Below are 12824 nucleotides of genomic sequence, written 5' to 3' on the forward strand. Positions count from 1 at the left end.
GGACGGCGCCGCCGTCGCCCCCTCACTCCATCGGGTCAAGACAGGCGGCTGCCGCCTGGATCACGCAGTCCGTCAGCCGCTGCAGGCTGGCCTGCGCATTGCGCGCATGGGCCCAGTACATGGGAATGTCCAGATCGTTGCCGGGCAGCAGCTCCACCAGGCTGCCTTCGGCCAGTTGCGCGCCGATCATCAGCGGCGGGTGCATGCCCCAGCCCATGCCCAGCTCGCAGGCCCGCGTATAGCCCTGGTTGGACGGCAGAAAGTGGCGCGGCGTGCTGCGCCGGCCTTCCGCGCCCAGGCGCTGCAGCCACTGGTCCTGCAGGCTGTCCTTGCGGCCGTAGCTCATCATGGGCGTGCGTGCCATGGCCTCGGGCGTGATGCCGTCCTTCAGGTAGCGGCGGATGAAATCGGGACTGGCGGCCGCCACGTAGCGCATGCGTCCCAGCGGCCAGGTGTTGCAGCCCGGAATGGCCGAGGACGTGGCCGTGACGGCGGCCAGCACCTCGCCCTCGCGGATGCGCTTGGCCGTGTGGTCCTGGTCGTCGATGCTGATGTCCAGCAGCTCGTTGCCGTCGCGCGTGAAGGCGGACATGGCGTCCATGAACCAGGTGGACAGCGAGTCGGCATTGACGGCCAGCTTGAGCGTGGGCAGGGCCGTCTGGCCCTCGGGCACCAGTTCGGGGTTCTTGCGGCGCAGGTCGTTTTCCAGCAGGGCGACCTGCTCCACATGCAGGCACAGGCGGCGGCCTGCCTCCGTGCCTGAACAGGGCTGGCCGCGCAGCACCAGCACCTGGCCCACGCGCTCTTCCAGCAGCTTGATGCGCTGGGAGACGGCCGAGGGCGTGACGTGCAGCTTGCGCGCCGCGCGTTCGAAGCTGCCTTCGCGCACCACGGCTGCCAGGGCTTCGAGTCCGGCGTAGTCGAGCATTTAGGTATTCTTCATTTGATTGAGTAAATGTAATTTTACTTAACCATTTGCGAGCCAGACAATCCCTGCCCATGTGGACTGCAAATGTTTCTTCTTCCTGGCTGGCGGGCTTCACGGTCTGCCTGTCGCTCATCGTCTCCATCGGAGCCCAGAACCTGTATGTGCTGCGCCAGGCCGTGCACGGCCAGCATGTACGCGCCTGCGTGGCATGGTGCGTGGTCAGCGACGTGGTGCTCATCGGCCTGGGCGTGGCGGGCATGGCCCGGCTGCTGGGCGACAACCCCGATCTGGCCCGCTACCTGACCCTGGGCGGCGCCCTGTTCCTGCTGGCCTACGGCCTGATGGCGCTGTGGCGCATGGCCATGGCGCCCGATGCGCAGCTGGCCGCCTCGGGCGGGCAGCTGGCGCCGCGCGGCCTGCTGGGCGTGGTCTCCACGCTGGCCGTGATCACCTTGTTCAACCCCCATGTCTATCTGGACACGGTGCTGCTGATGGGCTCCATCGGCGCGCGCCAGGAAGGCGCGCTCAAATGGGTGTATGTGATTGGCGCCGCTTCGGCCAGCCTGTCATGGTTCGTGCTGCTGGCCTTTGCAGGCCGCCGCCTCAGGCGCCTGTTCGAGAAGCCGCGTGCCTGGCGGATTCTCGATGGCCTGACGGGGGTGATGATGCTGGCGCTGGCCTGGTGGGTGGCCGGCAGCGTCTGGGCGCCGGCCGGGGCCTGAGCCGGCCTGGGCCGGCCAGAGGCGGCAGGCTCAGCCCGCCGCCTGCTCCGGCTCCGGTGCCCAGGTGCCCACGGCCTCGATGAGGTTCCAGCTGTTGCACTCGATGCAGTAGTGGCCGGTGGTGCCGGTCTTCTGGCTCTCGGCCTCGATCACCACGCGGTGACCATGGCGCTGGGCCGGCGACAGCGGACGGATCTTGTCGTACTTGAACTGCTCTGCCAGATCGCCGCGAAAGGCGATGGTGATGCGGTCGCGCTTGGGGAAATAGTCGTTCTCGTACTTGTCGAGGGTGCGGATGGCCACCAGATTGGCCATGCTGTCCGGATGCGGTGCGCTCATTGAAGTCTCCCTGCCTGTGATGGCGTTCTATGTTCAAAACGATCTGATGACGGTGGTCAGGCATCCGTGGCTTGCGGCTGCAGCGGTAGCTGCAGCCCGGTCTTGACGCGTTCCAGCGCTATCGAGGTGGTGTAGCGCCGGATGTTGTCGTCCCCCGCAAACAGCCGAGCCGCCAGCGCCTGGTACTCCTCCATATCGGCAGCCGTGACGATCAATGAATAGTCGGCTTCACCGGTCACGTAATAACACTGCTGTACCGCGTCCTCCCGATCCACGCGTGCGCGAAAGGCCTGCGACAGATCGGGGCGCTCGTTGACCAGCTGCACGTTGATGAGCACGGTCAGCGGCCGGCCTATGCGCGCCGGATCGACCACGGCCACGTTGGCCGCGATCACGCCCAGCTCCTGCAGCCGCTTGATGCGCCGCTGCACGGCCGGCGCGGAAAGGTGCACGCGCTCGGCGATGAGGCGCTGTGGCGTGAGGTTGTCGCGCTGCATCACGTCGAGAATGGCGCGGTCGAAGGAGTCCAGGGCGATGGCGGGCATGGGCGGCTGGCGGCGAGAAGAGGAAAAGAGCGAATATTGCGTGAAGCGGCTCAAAAACGAGCTGTTTGCGCGGTGGGCTTGCAATATCGTACGCGCCATGACAACAAACATCACATGGAACCGCGCCTGGCCGCTGCTGGCCGTGCTGGGCTCGGTGACGGCGCTGGGCGTGGGAACGTCACTGGCCAAGCAGCTTTTTCCGGTGCTGGGAGCCCAGGGCACCTCGGCATTGCGCGTGGGCTTTGCCGCGCTGATCCTGGTGGCCATCTGGCGGCCCTGGCGCTGGACGCTGGCGCGGCCTCAGGTCTGGGCGCTGCTGCGTTTCGGCGTGGCGCTGGGCGCCATGAACCTGCTGTTCTACATGGCGCTGCGCACCATTCCCTTCGGCCTGGCCGTGGCCATCGAGTTCTCGGGGCCGCTGGCCGTGGCCATCTACCACTCGCGCCGGCCCGTGGATTTTGTCTGGCTTGCGCTGGCGGTGGCGGGGCTGGCCCTGATCCTGCCCATAGGCGGTGCCAGCGCCGGCGCCCTGGTGCTGGAGCCCGTGGGCATTGCCTGCGCCGTGGGCGCGGCCATCTGCTGGGCGCTGTACATCCTGCTGGGCCAGCGGCTGGGCAGCATTCCCAGCGGCCAGGCCGTGTCGCTGGGCCTGGTGTTCGCCGCCATGGTGGTGGTGCCCTTCGGCGTGGCCGAGGCGGGGGCCAAGCTGCTGCAGCCATCCATACTTCTTTTCGGGTTGATGGTTGCGGCCATCTCCAGCGCCTTGCCCTACACGCTGGAGATGATGGCGCTGCGCCGCCTGCCGCCCGCCACCTTCGGCATCGCGCTGGCAACGGAGCCCGCGATAGCCGCCCTCATGGGCATGCTGCTGCTGCATGAGCAACTGGTGGGAACGCAGTGGCTGGCCATTGCCTGCATCATGGGCGCGGCCATGGGCAGCGCCATCACGCGGCCGGCTGCTGCGGCCAAGGCGCCGGCGGAGGTGGCCTCCGCAGGCTGAGGCAAGGAATGCCAGCCACAAAAAAAGCGCTGCCCCGGCAGCGCTTTTTTTTTCGCAACGGTCGCAGCCGGCAAGGCTGCGGCCACCTCGCATTCAGAACGCGGGAACGACGGCGCCCTTGTACTTCTCGACGATGAACTTCTTCACATCAGGCGTGTGCAGTGCGTTCATCAGCTTGGCGATGTTGGGATCGTTGGCGCGGTCCTGGCGCGACACCACGATGTTGGTGTAGGGCGAGTCGGCACCTTCGATGAACAGCGCATCCTTGGTGGGATTGAGCTTGGCCTCGATGGCGTAGTTGGTGTTGATCAGCGCCAGGTCCACATCGCCCAGTGCGCGCGGCAGCAGCGGGGCTTCGAGTTCCTTGAACTTGAGCTTCTTGGGGTTCTTGGCCACATCCAGCGGCGTGGGCGTCAGGCTCTTGGGGTCCTTGAGCTCGATCAGGCCCTGCTTGGCCAGCAGGATCAGGGCGCGGCCGCCGTTGGAGGGGTCGTTGGGGATGGCAATGGTGGCGCCGTCCTTCAGGTCCTTGACGTTCTTGATCTTCTGCGAGTAGCCGCCGAAGGGCTCCACATGGACCTTGCCATTGGGCACGGCCACCAGCGAGGTCTTGCGGTCCTTGTTGTAGCTGTCCAGGTAGGGCTGGTGCTGGAAGAAGTTCACGTCCAGCTGCTTGTCCTCGACGGCCGCATTGGGCTGCACGTAGTCGCTGAATTCCTTGATCTGCAGATCGATGCCCTGGGCCTTCAGCGCGGGCTTGATGTGATTGAGGATTTCTGCATGCGGCACGGCCGTGGCACCGACCTTGAGCACGTCGGCGGCCTGGGCTGTCAGTGCCAGCGTGGCAATCGCGATTGCGGAGAGGGCTTTCTTCAACATGACCGGAGGACTTTCTTCAACGGGTTGCGATAAAACGCCGCCGGCCCGGGAGAACGGCTCCGCGTCGGGCTTGGCGGCAGGCAGGCGCATAGTCTAGTGCTGCGCCAGGGGCCGCGTTGAACATTTTTGATATTTGGTTATAAGGCTGTGGTTTTTTATGCGGATTCTTGCGATGGCGCAGCGCGTACCATCGCCGCCATGGACTCCGAAATGCTGCAAAAGCTGGTGCAGGTGCAAATGCCCTATGGCAAGTACAAGGGCCGGCTGATCGCCGATCTTCCCGGCAACTATCTGAACTGGTTCGCACGCGAGGGTTTTCCCAAGGGAGAGCTGGGCCAACTGCTGGCGCTGATGCAGGAGCTGGACCACAACGGCCTGTCGCACCTGCTGCAGCCGCTGCGCGACGGGCGGCGCTGAAGCGCAAGGCCCCTGAACCGGGCCCTGGCCCGGCACAGGCTCAGGGCGGAAAGCCTTCCACGGTATCCCGCAACTGAACGAGTACGGCCTCCAGTTGCGGCAGAGGCACTGAACCCAGTCCCAGGCGCAGCGCATGCGGGGCATGGGGAGTCGTTGCGTAGGCGTGGGCCTGCGATACGGCGATGCCGCACTGGGCCAGCGCCGTGGCCACCCGGTCCATCCGCAGCTCCCCGGGCAGGCGCAGCCAGAGGAAGAGCGAGCAGGGGTGGGTCAGCATCTGCATTCCTGCCAGCGCCTTGCGCGCAATCGCCTGCCGGCGCCGTGCCTCCTGCCGCATGCGTTGTTCCTGCTGCCGCACGGAGCCGCTGGCCATCCAGCGCGTGGCCATGGCCGTGACCAGGCCCGGCATGCTCCAGTGGCTGGCGCGCACCACGGCCTTGACGCGGCCTGCCCATGCCTGGGGCACCACCATGAAGCCGAAGCGCAACCCGCTGGCCACGCTTTTCGAGAGGCTGGATACGTGAATGCAGCGCTCTGGCGCCAGCGTTGCGAGGGCTGCGGGCGCCTTGCCTGCCAGAAAGGCATAGGCAGCATCCTCGATCAGCAGGCAATCGTGGCGCCTTGCGATCTCCACCAGGCGCTGGCGCTGCGCCAGCGGCATCACCCATCCCAGGGGGTTGTGCAGCGTGGGCATGGCATGGATGGCGCGTATGCGCCGGCGTGCGCACAGCCGCTCCAATGCATCGAGGTCGGGACCCTCGTCAAGGGCAGGGACCGGCTGGAGGTCCAGGTCCTGGAGCTCGGCCAGCATCCTGAAGCCCGGGTAGGTCAGCGCGTCCACGGCCACCGCATCGCCGGGCCGCAGCAGCGCACGCACGGCAATGTCCAGTCCTTGCTGCGCGCCGTTGACCAGGAAGATGCGTTCCGGCTCGGCAGCCAGGCCGCGTTCGCGGGCAAGGAAGTCGGCCACGATGCGCCGCTCGTGCAGCCGGCCGCCGGGCGGCTGCTGGTGCATGAGCGCAGCCAGGTCGCCCGAAGCAGCCAGCTCGCGCAGCATGGAGCGCAACAGCCCGGCCTGCCCCGGCCAGGTGGGATGGTTGAAGGACAGGTCGGCCGTGTCCGAACTCAGGCGGGATTCGTCGCTGCCATCCCATTCGCGCTGCTGCGGCCGATCCCGCACAAAGGTGCCGCGCCCGGTTTCGCCGATGACCAGGCCGAGGGAGGCCAGCCGCGCATACACCTTGCTGGCGGACGCCACGGCCATGCCATGGCGGGCCGCGAGGTCGCGGTGCGTGGGCATCAGCGTGCCGGGGGCGAGCCGGCCGGCGCGGATGTCTTCGGCCAGCCGTTCAGTCAGCAGAGCAACGCGAGAGGCAGCCATGGAGTGTAGTTAGGACAATTTTTTGATTGTTCCAGTCTAGGTCATCACACTGGCGAGACGGGCATTCCCGGGCCTTGCCCTCCCGCTCCAGACAGGAAATCCATGCATCTTCCCAGCACTTATCTCCCCGTGCTCGACTATCTGCAGCGGCAGATCGAAGGGCGGCTTGCCGCAGACGAGGCCACGCACATGCGCTATCCGACCGCGATCTCGCAGATGCTGGGGTTTCGCATAGTGGCCGTCGGCGAAGCCATGGCCGTCGTGGAGTTCGACGCCGATGCGCAGCGCCATGGCAACCAGCAGGGCACGGTCCATGGCGGGATGCTGTGCGAACTGGCCGATGCTGCCATAGGCACGGCGCATTCCACTTTGATGGAGCCAGGCCAGAGTTTCACCAGCATCGACCTGAAGGCGGCCTTCCTGCGCCCGGTCTGGCGCTCCAGGCTGTGCGCGCGGGCGTGGGCCGAGCACCGTGGGCGCACGATCAGCCACTACCGCTGTGAAATCGAGCGTGATGATGGCAAGGCCGTTGCGAGCATCGCCAGCGCCGTGATGACGCTGCGTGGAGAGCATGCGCAAGGCCGTTGAAGCAGCCGCTGGACAAAACAGAAAGGCCGCGACAGGCGCGGCCTTTTGCAAGGAGCAGGCGGTTTACTTGGCGGCGGCGCGGGCGGCTTCTGCCTTGGCCTTGGCTTCATCGGCCTTGCGCTGCAGCTCGGCTGCCTCGGTTTCGGCGGCCTTGGCCTTGGCTTCGGCCTCCTTGGCGGCAGCGTCCTTTTCAGGGGTCATGGCGCCGGCCAGCGCATTGCCGGCCATGGAGCCGGCAACGGCGCCCACGGCGGCGGCGCCCAGCGTGCCCATCATGCCCGGGCCTGCAGCACCTGCAGTGGCAGGTGCCGCTGCCGGAGCGGCGGCTGCGGCGGGCGCGGCCGGCGTTGCTGGCGTGGCAGGAGCTGCCGGGCTGGCAGGCGTTGCCGCCTTGCTGGCGGTGGGCGCCGCAGGCGCTGCGGGCTGGGCAGGGGCCTTGCCGATCGACGCCGGGCGCACGGACTTGCCGCCGCTGCCCATGCGCTTGGCCTGGGCCAGCGTGGGCACGGTCAGCGATGCAATGGCCAGGGCGATCACGGAGGCAGTGGTGCGGAACGAAGTCTTCACGAAGGTTTTTCCAATCATGGTGGTCATGTGCACGGTCGGCGCAGGCGGGCCTGCGCCGGTCGGAGCGCCACAGGCCGCCCGTCTGCGGGCAGGCCTGCGGCCTTGGGTGTCACATGGGGATGGGGCAGGAGATTCCAAGCACCGGCATGCGGATACGCCGGTGTGCAGCCTGCTGTTGTAGGAGAGCCACCGGCGCTGAGGCGGTGGCCTATGGGGCTGCATCAAGCATTGTAGAAAAGACCGGGGCCTGCCGGAAAAGCAAGCCCACAAAACATTCTCAGCTATTGATTGCGGAGCAGTGCAGCGGCCTGCGCCAGCCCCCGCCGCCGGTTTTCAGCGCAGCAGTTCCAGCAGGCGGTCCAGGCCGCCTTCGGTGATGGAGACCTTGGCCTCGTTGCGCACGCGCGGCTTGGCGTGGTAGGCCACGGACAGGCCTGCGACCTGCATCATGGGAATGTCGTTGCTGCCGTCGCCCACGGCGATGCACTGGTCGGGGCGAATGCCCAGCAGCGAGGCGACTTCCAGCAGCGTGCGGCGCTTTTCGGCGCCGTCGCAGATGTCGCCCCAAGGCTGCTCGATCAGGCCGCCGGTCAGCGCGCCATCGCGCATCTCCAGCACGTTGGCACGCACGAAGTCGATGCCCAGCATGCCGCGCACGTGCTCGGCAAAGTAGGTGAAGCCGCCCGAGACCAGCAGCACCTTCAGGCCGGCAGCCTGCGCTGCGCGCACCAGGGTTTCGGCGCCCGGGGAGAGCTTCAGGCGCTCGGCCAGCACGCGGGCCATGTCGGCCTCGGTCACGCCGACGAGCTTGCCCACGCGCTGGCGCAGGCTGTCCTTGAAGTCGGTGATCTCGCCGCGCATGGTGGCTTCGGTGATGGCCGCGACCTCGGCCTTCTTGCCGGTGGCGTCGGCGATCTCGTCGATGCATTCGATGGTGATCAGCGTCGAGTCCATGTCGAACGCGATGAGCTTGTAGTCGGCCAGCTTCAGTGGCGGCTGGATGCCGCGGATCAGCAGTCCGGGCGCGAATTCGGTGACATCGGTCATGGGTGGGGCAGCAAAAAGGGACGGGCCGCCGGGCTGGCGGGTATCAGGCGCGAATCATATCCAGAGCCAGGGCCGCGCGGCGCAGTCACTGGCCTTGGCACTGCGGCGCGCCACGGCTTGTGCCTGGATGCGCCCTCAGGGCGCAGGCGGGCGGCGCAGGTAGATGGCATCCGACCAGGTGGCCAGCCATTGGGGGCGAAACACCACGAAGATGGCCGTCACCATGCCGGTGATCACGGCATCGCCCCAGGCCATGAGCCAGCGCGCAATGCGCGACAGGTCCTCGTTGACACCGGGAAGCGAGTGGCCTGCGGCCTGGGCCAGCAGGGCCGAGATGAAGACGCACAGCACCGTGCCCGCAAAGCCGCGCGCGAGAATGAAGACAAAGATCTGGTGTGGCAGCCAGCGCCGCAGCGCCGCACCCCAGAGCATGGCCAGCGTGGCGGGCACGATGCCCTGCCAGACCGAGATGCCCAGCGCATCTCCCCAGCCCAGGGCCGGCGACAGCAGGGCGGCCAGCCCGCCCACGATGAGCAGCAGCGGAACGGCCAGAGGCCAGCCCAGCATGAGCACCACCAGCGGCGCCGAGGACCACTGCAGTTGCAGCGGCATGCGGTGCAGCGTGGGCAGGGCCCAGATCCAGGGCAGCAGCACGAGTACGGCCAGCAGCGGCGTGACCAGGGGCGAGGCCATGCGGTCCAGCGGCCCGCCCGGACCCGGGCGGCCGGCCAGCATGCGCCAGGGGCGCAGCCACAGCGCGGCGGCCAGGGCCAGCAGGGCGATGCTCGCTTCGAGGAACATGGCTAGGACAACCCTTCTATGCGGGCTGGGCCGCCTTTGCCTCCACCAGCGGCTGGCCCAGGCTGCGCAGCACGTCGCGCACCATCTGGGCGCGGTCCTTGGGATTGTCCAGGGCGCGCTCTATGCGCAGCTTCTCGTTGCCGGCCAGCTTGATGTGCTTGTTCTTCTGGATGAGGTGGATGATGGCCATGGGGTCCACCGGCGGCTGGGGCTTGAAGGTGATGTTGATGACGCCGGGCGCCGCATCGACCTTGACCACGCCGTAGGGCTGGGACAGCACGCGCAGGCGGTGCACGTCGATCAGCGTCTGCGCCTGGGGCGGCAGCTTGCCGAAGCGGTCCACGATTTCTTCGAGCAGGGTGTCGATCTGGTCGCTGGTGCGGGCCGTGGCCAGTTTCTTGTAGAAGGACAGGCGCAGGTGCACATCTCCGCAGTAGTCGCCCGGCAGCAGGGCCGGCGCGTGCAGGTTGATGTCGGTGGAGGCCGACAGCGGGCTGAGCAGATCGGGCTCCTTGCCGGCCTTGAGGCTGCGCACGGCCTCGGACAGCATCTCGTTGTAGAGCTGGAAGCCCACCTCCATCATGTTGCCGCTCTGGTTCTCGCCCAGCACCTCGCCGGCGCCGCGGATCTCCAGGTCGTGCATGGCCAGGTAGAAGCCCGAGCCCAGTTCCTCCATCTGCTGGATGGCCTCCAGCCGCTGCTGGGCCTGCTTGGTCAGGCTGTCCAGGTCGGGCACCATCAGGTAGGCATAGGCTTGGTGGTGGCTGCGGCCCACGCGGCCGCGCAGCTGGTGCAGCTGGGCCAGGCCGAACTTGTCGGCGCGGCTGATGAGGATGGTGTTGGCGCTGGGCACGTCGATGCCCGTCTCGATGATGGTCGAGCACAGCAATATGTTGTAGCGCTGGGCCACGAAGTCGCGCATGACGCGCTCGAGCTCGCGCTCGGGCATCTGGCCGTGGGCCACGGCAATGCGTGCCTCGGGCAGGATTTCCTCGAGCTTTTGCTTGCGGTTCTCGATGGTCTCGACCTCGTTGTGCAGGAAGTAGCACTGGCCGCCGCGCTTGAGCTCGCGCAGCACGGCCTCGCGGATCACGCCCGTGCCCTCGTTGCGCACAAAGGTCTTGATGGCCAGGCGCCGCTGGGGCGCGGTGGCGATGACGGACAGGTCGCGCAGGCCTTCCAGCGCCATGCCCATGGTGCGCGGGATGGGCGTGGCCGTCAGCGTGAGCACGTCCACCTCGGCGCGCATGGCCTTCATGGCTTCCTTGTGGCGCACGCCGAAGCGGTGCTCCTCGTCGATGATCAGCAGGCCCAGGTTCTTGAACTGCGTGGACTCGGACAGCAGCTTGTGCGTGCCCACGACGATGTCCACCGAGCCGTCGGCAATGCCCTTGACGGCCGCCGTGATCTCCTTGCCCGAGCGAAAGCGCGAGACTTCGGCCACCTTGATCGGCCACTTGGAGAAGCGGTCCACCAGGGTCTGGTAATGCTGCTCGGCCAGCAGCGTGGTGGGCGCGAGGAAGGCCACCTGCTTGCCGCCCGTGATGGCCACGAAGGCCGCGCGCAGCGCCACCTCGGTCTTGCCGAAGCCCACGTCGCCGCAGACCAGGCGGTCCATGGGCTGGGGGCTGATCATGTCCTGGATCACGGCGTGGATGGCGGCGCGCTGGTCCGCCGTTTCCTCGAAGCCGAAGTCGTTGGCGAACTGCTCGTAGTCCTGGGGCGAGTAGCGGAAGGCATGGCCCTGGCGTGCGGCGCGGCGTGCGTAGATGTTCAGCAGCTCGGCCGCGGAGTCGCGCACCTGCTCGGCCGCCTTGCGCTTGGCCTTTTCCCACTGCGTGCCGCCAAGCTTGTGCAGCGGCGCGTCCTCGGGTGAGACGCCCGTGTAGCGGCTGATCAGCTGCAACTGGCTGACGGGCACGTAGAGCACGGCGTTGCCCGCGTACTCCAGGTGCAGGAATTCCTGCACGGCCGGCGTGCCGTCCGGGTTCTTCTGGCCCATGTCCATGTGGACCAGGCCCTGGTAGCGGCCGATGCCGTGGTCCGAGTGCACCACGGGGTCGCCCACCTTGAGTTCGGACAGGTCCTTGATCAGCGCCTCCACATCGCTGACCTGCTCCTGCCGGCGGCGCCTGCGGCCCGTGGGGCTGGTGGCGAACAGCTCCGTCTCGGTGACGAAGTCCAGGCCTTCCTCCACCCAGGCAAAGCCGTTCATCAGCCCGGCCGTGGCAATGCCCACCTTCTCGCCCGCATCGCCCTGGAACTCGGCCAGCGAGTCGAAGACCGGCGGGTTCACGCCCGAGGCGCGGAAGAAGTCCAGCAGGCTTTCTCGGCGGCCATCGGACTCGGCCAGCAGCAGGATGCGGTGGGCGCTGGCGGCAATGTGCCTTTGCAGCCGCGCCAGCGGGTCCTCGGCGCCACGCACCACGGACAGGTCCTCCAGCTTCTGGAAGATGGCGCTGTCGGCCACGTCCTCGGTGCCTGGGCGCAGCGCGAGCTGGGCGTGCTCCTTGGCGCGCGTGTAGAACTGGTCGGCGGACAGGAACAGCACCTCGGGCGGCAGGGCAGGGCGCTCGGGGTCGCCCTGCACCAGGCGGAAGCGCTCCTTGGTGTCCTGCCAAAAGCGCTGGAAGGCCGGCTCCAGGTCTCCATGCATCACCACGGTGGCATCGGCACCCAGGTAGTCGAACACGGTGGCCGTTTCGTCGAAGAACAGCGGCAGGTAGTACTCGATGCCGGCCGTGGCAATGCCCTGGCCCATGTCCTTGTAGATGCGGCTGCGCGTGGGATCGCCCTCCAGCAGCTCGCGCCAGCGCTGGCGGAACTTGGCGCGCGCGTCCTCGTCCATGGGGAACTCGCGGCCGGGCAGCAGGCGCACCTCGGGCACGGGGTAGAGGCTGCGCTGGGTGTCGGGGTCGAAGGTGCGGATGGAGTCGATCTCGTCGTCGAACAGGTCCACCCGGTAGGGCTGCAGCGAGCCCATGGGAAACAGGTCGATCAGGCCGCCCCGCACCGCGTACTCTCCATGGCTGACCACCTGGGAGACATGCTGGTAGCCGGCCAGCGTCAGCTGGGCCTTGAGTTTGGCCTCGTCCAGCTTCTGGCCGCTCTTGAACTCGAAGGTGTAGCCGGCCAGGAAGGAGGGCGGCGCCAGCCGGTACAGCGCGGTGGTGGCGGGCACCAGCACCACGTCGGCGCCATGCTCCTTGTCGCGCTGGTTGATGCGCCACAGCGTGGCCAGGCGCTCGCTGATCAGGTCCTGGTGGGGAGAGAAGCTGTCGTAGGGCAGGGTCTCCCAGTCGGGGAACAGCGCGCAGCGCAGGCCCGGGGCGAAGAAGGCCATCTCGTCGATCAGCCGCTGGGCATCCGAGGCATCGGCCGTGACGATGGCCGTCACCCTGCCTGCAGCCTTCTCGCGCTCGCCCAGGCGGGCCAGCAGCAGGGCGTCGGCGCTGCCCACGGGGCGGGGCAGGGTGAAGCGTTTTCCGGGAGTGAGCTTGGGCAGTTCCATGGTGCTTGGACGTGGGCGCCGCAGCGCCTGGGCGAAGTAACGACAAAACCCCTCGGCACGCGCAGAGGGGTATCGAACCATTTTAGCCAGCACGCATGG

At 67.5% G+C, this 12824-nt stretch carries 13 protein-coding genes; 4 read left to right on the forward strand and 9 right to left on the reverse strand.

The window, feature by feature from the left end; genetic code table 11:
- Positions 1 to 22: 22 nt before the first annotated feature.
- Positions 23 to 928 carry an HTH-type transcriptional regulator ArgP gene (locus GRX31_RS10755; RefSeq protein WP_017404434.1) on the reverse strand — a complete coding sequence of 302 codons (906 nt, stop codon included), beginning with the start codon at positions 926 to 928 and terminating at the stop codon, positions 23 to 25.
- Positions 929 to 999: 71 nt separating this feature from the next.
- Between GRX31_RS10755 and GRX31_RS10760 the strand changes: the two genes are divergently transcribed.
- Positions 1000 to 1650 (forward strand): LysE/ArgO family amino acid transporter, encoded by a 651-nt coding sequence (locus tag GRX31_RS10760; protein ID WP_016445258.1) that lies wholly within the window; start codon positions 1000 to 1002, stop codon positions 1648 to 1650.
- A 30-nt stretch (positions 1651 to 1680) separates the two neighbouring features.
- Here the strand turns inward: GRX31_RS10760 and GRX31_RS10765 are convergent, their stop codons facing one another.
- Positions 1681 to 1989, reverse strand: coding sequence for a hypothetical protein (locus GRX31_RS10765; protein WP_016445259.1), 309 nt, complete (start codon positions 1987 to 1989; stop codon positions 1681 to 1683).
- Positions 1990 to 2045: 56 nt separating this feature from the next.
- Positions 2046 to 2534 (reverse strand): Lrp/AsnC family transcriptional regulator, encoded by a 489-nt coding sequence (locus GRX31_RS10770; protein WP_016445260.1) that lies wholly within the window; start codon positions 2532 to 2534, stop codon positions 2046 to 2048.
- 97 nt (positions 2535 to 2631) lie between these two features.
- Between GRX31_RS10770 and GRX31_RS10775 the strand changes: the two genes are divergently transcribed.
- Entirely contained in the window at positions 2632 to 3534 is a 903-nt protein-coding gene (locus GRX31_RS10775; RefSeq protein WP_074923036.1) for an EamA family transporter, read from the forward strand.
- A gap of 93 nt (positions 3535 to 3627) precedes the next feature.
- On the opposite strand, the gene GRX31_RS10780 is transcribed toward GRX31_RS10775, so the two are convergent.
- Positions 3628 to 4413: a MetQ/NlpA family ABC transporter substrate-binding protein gene (locus GRX31_RS10780; protein WP_017404430.1), complete on the reverse strand. Its 786-nt coding sequence runs from the start codon at positions 4411 to 4413 to the stop codon at positions 3628 to 3630.
- 198 nt (positions 4414 to 4611) lie between these two features.
- Between GRX31_RS10780 and GRX31_RS10785 the strand changes: the two genes are divergently transcribed.
- Positions 4612 to 4830 (forward strand): DUF3820 family protein, encoded by a 219-nt coding sequence (locus tag GRX31_RS10785; RefSeq protein WP_017404429.1) that lies wholly within the window; start codon positions 4612 to 4614, stop codon positions 4828 to 4830.
- Positions 4831 to 4870: 40 nt separating this feature from the next.
- Here GRX31_RS10785 and GRX31_RS10790 read toward each other — a convergent pair whose 3' ends face one another.
- Positions 4871 to 6211 (reverse strand): aminotransferase-like domain-containing protein, encoded by a 1341-nt coding sequence (locus GRX31_RS10790; protein WP_160852587.1) that lies wholly within the window; start codon positions 6209 to 6211, stop codon positions 4871 to 4873.
- 102 nt (positions 6212 to 6313) lie between these two features.
- Between GRX31_RS10790 and GRX31_RS10795 the strand changes: the two genes are divergently transcribed.
- Positions 6314 to 6799, forward strand: coding sequence for a PaaI family thioesterase (locus GRX31_RS10795; protein WP_160852589.1), 486 nt, complete (start codon positions 6314 to 6316; stop codon positions 6797 to 6799).
- Positions 6800 to 6862: 63 nt separating this feature from the next.
- On the opposite strand, the gene GRX31_RS10800 is transcribed toward GRX31_RS10795, so the two are convergent.
- The 4 genes from GRX31_RS10800 to mfd form a co-directional block, all read right to left on the reverse strand.
- Complete coding sequence (locus GRX31_RS10800; protein ID WP_016453029.1) at positions 6863 to 7393, reverse strand: hypothetical protein; 531 nt, start codon at positions 7391 to 7393, stop codon at positions 6863 to 6865.
- 306 nt (positions 7394 to 7699) lie between these two features.
- Complete coding sequence (gene serB, locus GRX31_RS10805; RefSeq protein WP_160852591.1) at positions 7700 to 8413, reverse strand: phosphoserine phosphatase SerB; 714 nt, start codon at positions 8411 to 8413, stop codon at positions 7700 to 7702.
- 135 nt (positions 8414 to 8548) lie between these two features.
- Positions 8549 to 9214: a hypothetical protein gene (locus GRX31_RS10810; protein ID WP_160852593.1), complete on the reverse strand. Its 666-nt coding sequence runs from the start codon at positions 9212 to 9214 to the stop codon at positions 8549 to 8551.
- Between the two features lie 16 nt (positions 9215 to 9230).
- On the reverse strand, positions 9231 to 12725 hold the full coding sequence (mfd, locus tag GRX31_RS10815; protein WP_016445269.1) for a transcription-repair coupling factor: 3495 nt from the start codon (positions 12723 to 12725) through the stop codon (positions 9231 to 9233).
- Positions 12726 to 12824 lie beyond the last annotated feature (99 nt).

The sequence above is a fragment of the Delftia sp. CH05 genome, from assembly GCF_009827015.1.
In the GTDB taxonomy this organism is placed as follows: Bacteria; Pseudomonadota; Gammaproteobacteria; order Burkholderiales; family Burkholderiaceae_C; genus Comamonas; species Comamonas tsuruhatensis.

What these genes read in the sequence shown, in the direction of transcription:
- GRX31_RS10810 (WP_160852593.1), bottom strand. Translation starts at nt 9,214, where the DNA reads ATGTTCCTCGAAGCGAGCATCGCCCTGCTGGCCCTGGCCGCCGCGCTG.
- serB (WP_160852591.1), bottom strand. Translation starts at nt 8,413, where the DNA reads ATGACCGATGTCACCGAATTCGCGCCCGGACTGCTGATCCGCGGCATC.
- mfd (WP_016445269.1), bottom strand. Translation starts at nt 12,725, where the DNA reads ATGGAACTGCCCAAGCTCACTCCCGGAAAACGCTTCACCCTGCCCCGC.
- GRX31_RS10770 (WP_016445260.1), bottom strand. Translation starts at nt 2,534, where the DNA reads ATGCCCGCCATCGCCCTGGACTCCTTCGACCGCGCCATTCTCGACGTG.
- GRX31_RS10800 (WP_016453029.1), bottom strand. Translation starts at nt 7,393, where the DNA reads ATGACCACCATGATTGGAAAAACCTTCGTGAAGACTTCGTTCCGCACC.
- GRX31_RS10755 (WP_017404434.1), bottom strand. Translation starts at nt 928, where the DNA reads ATGCTCGACTACGCCGGACTCGAAGCCCTGGCAGCCGTGGTGCGCGAA.
- GRX31_RS10785 (WP_017404429.1), top strand. Translation starts at nt 4,612, where the DNA reads ATGGACTCCGAAATGCTGCAAAAGCTGGTGCAGGTGCAAATGCCCTAT.
- GRX31_RS10790 (WP_160852587.1), bottom strand. Translation starts at nt 6,211, where the DNA reads ATGGCTGCCTCTCGCGTTGCTCTGCTGACTGAACGGCTGGCCGAAGAC.
- GRX31_RS10765 (WP_016445259.1), bottom strand. Translation starts at nt 1,989, where the DNA reads ATGAGCGCACCGCATCCGGACAGCATGGCCAATCTGGTGGCCATCCGC.
- GRX31_RS10780 (WP_017404430.1), bottom strand. Translation starts at nt 4,413, where the DNA reads ATGTTGAAGAAAGCCCTCTCCGCAATCGCGATTGCCACGCTGGCACTG.
- GRX31_RS10760 (WP_016445258.1), top strand. Translation starts at nt 1,000, where the DNA reads ATGTGGACTGCAAATGTTTCTTCTTCCTGGCTGGCGGGCTTCACGGTC.
- GRX31_RS10775 (WP_074923036.1), top strand. Translation starts at nt 2,632, where the DNA reads ATGACAACAAACATCACATGGAACCGCGCCTGGCCGCTGCTGGCCGTG.
- GRX31_RS10795 (WP_160852589.1), top strand. Translation starts at nt 6,314, where the DNA reads ATGCATCTTCCCAGCACTTATCTCCCCGTGCTCGACTATCTGCAGCGG.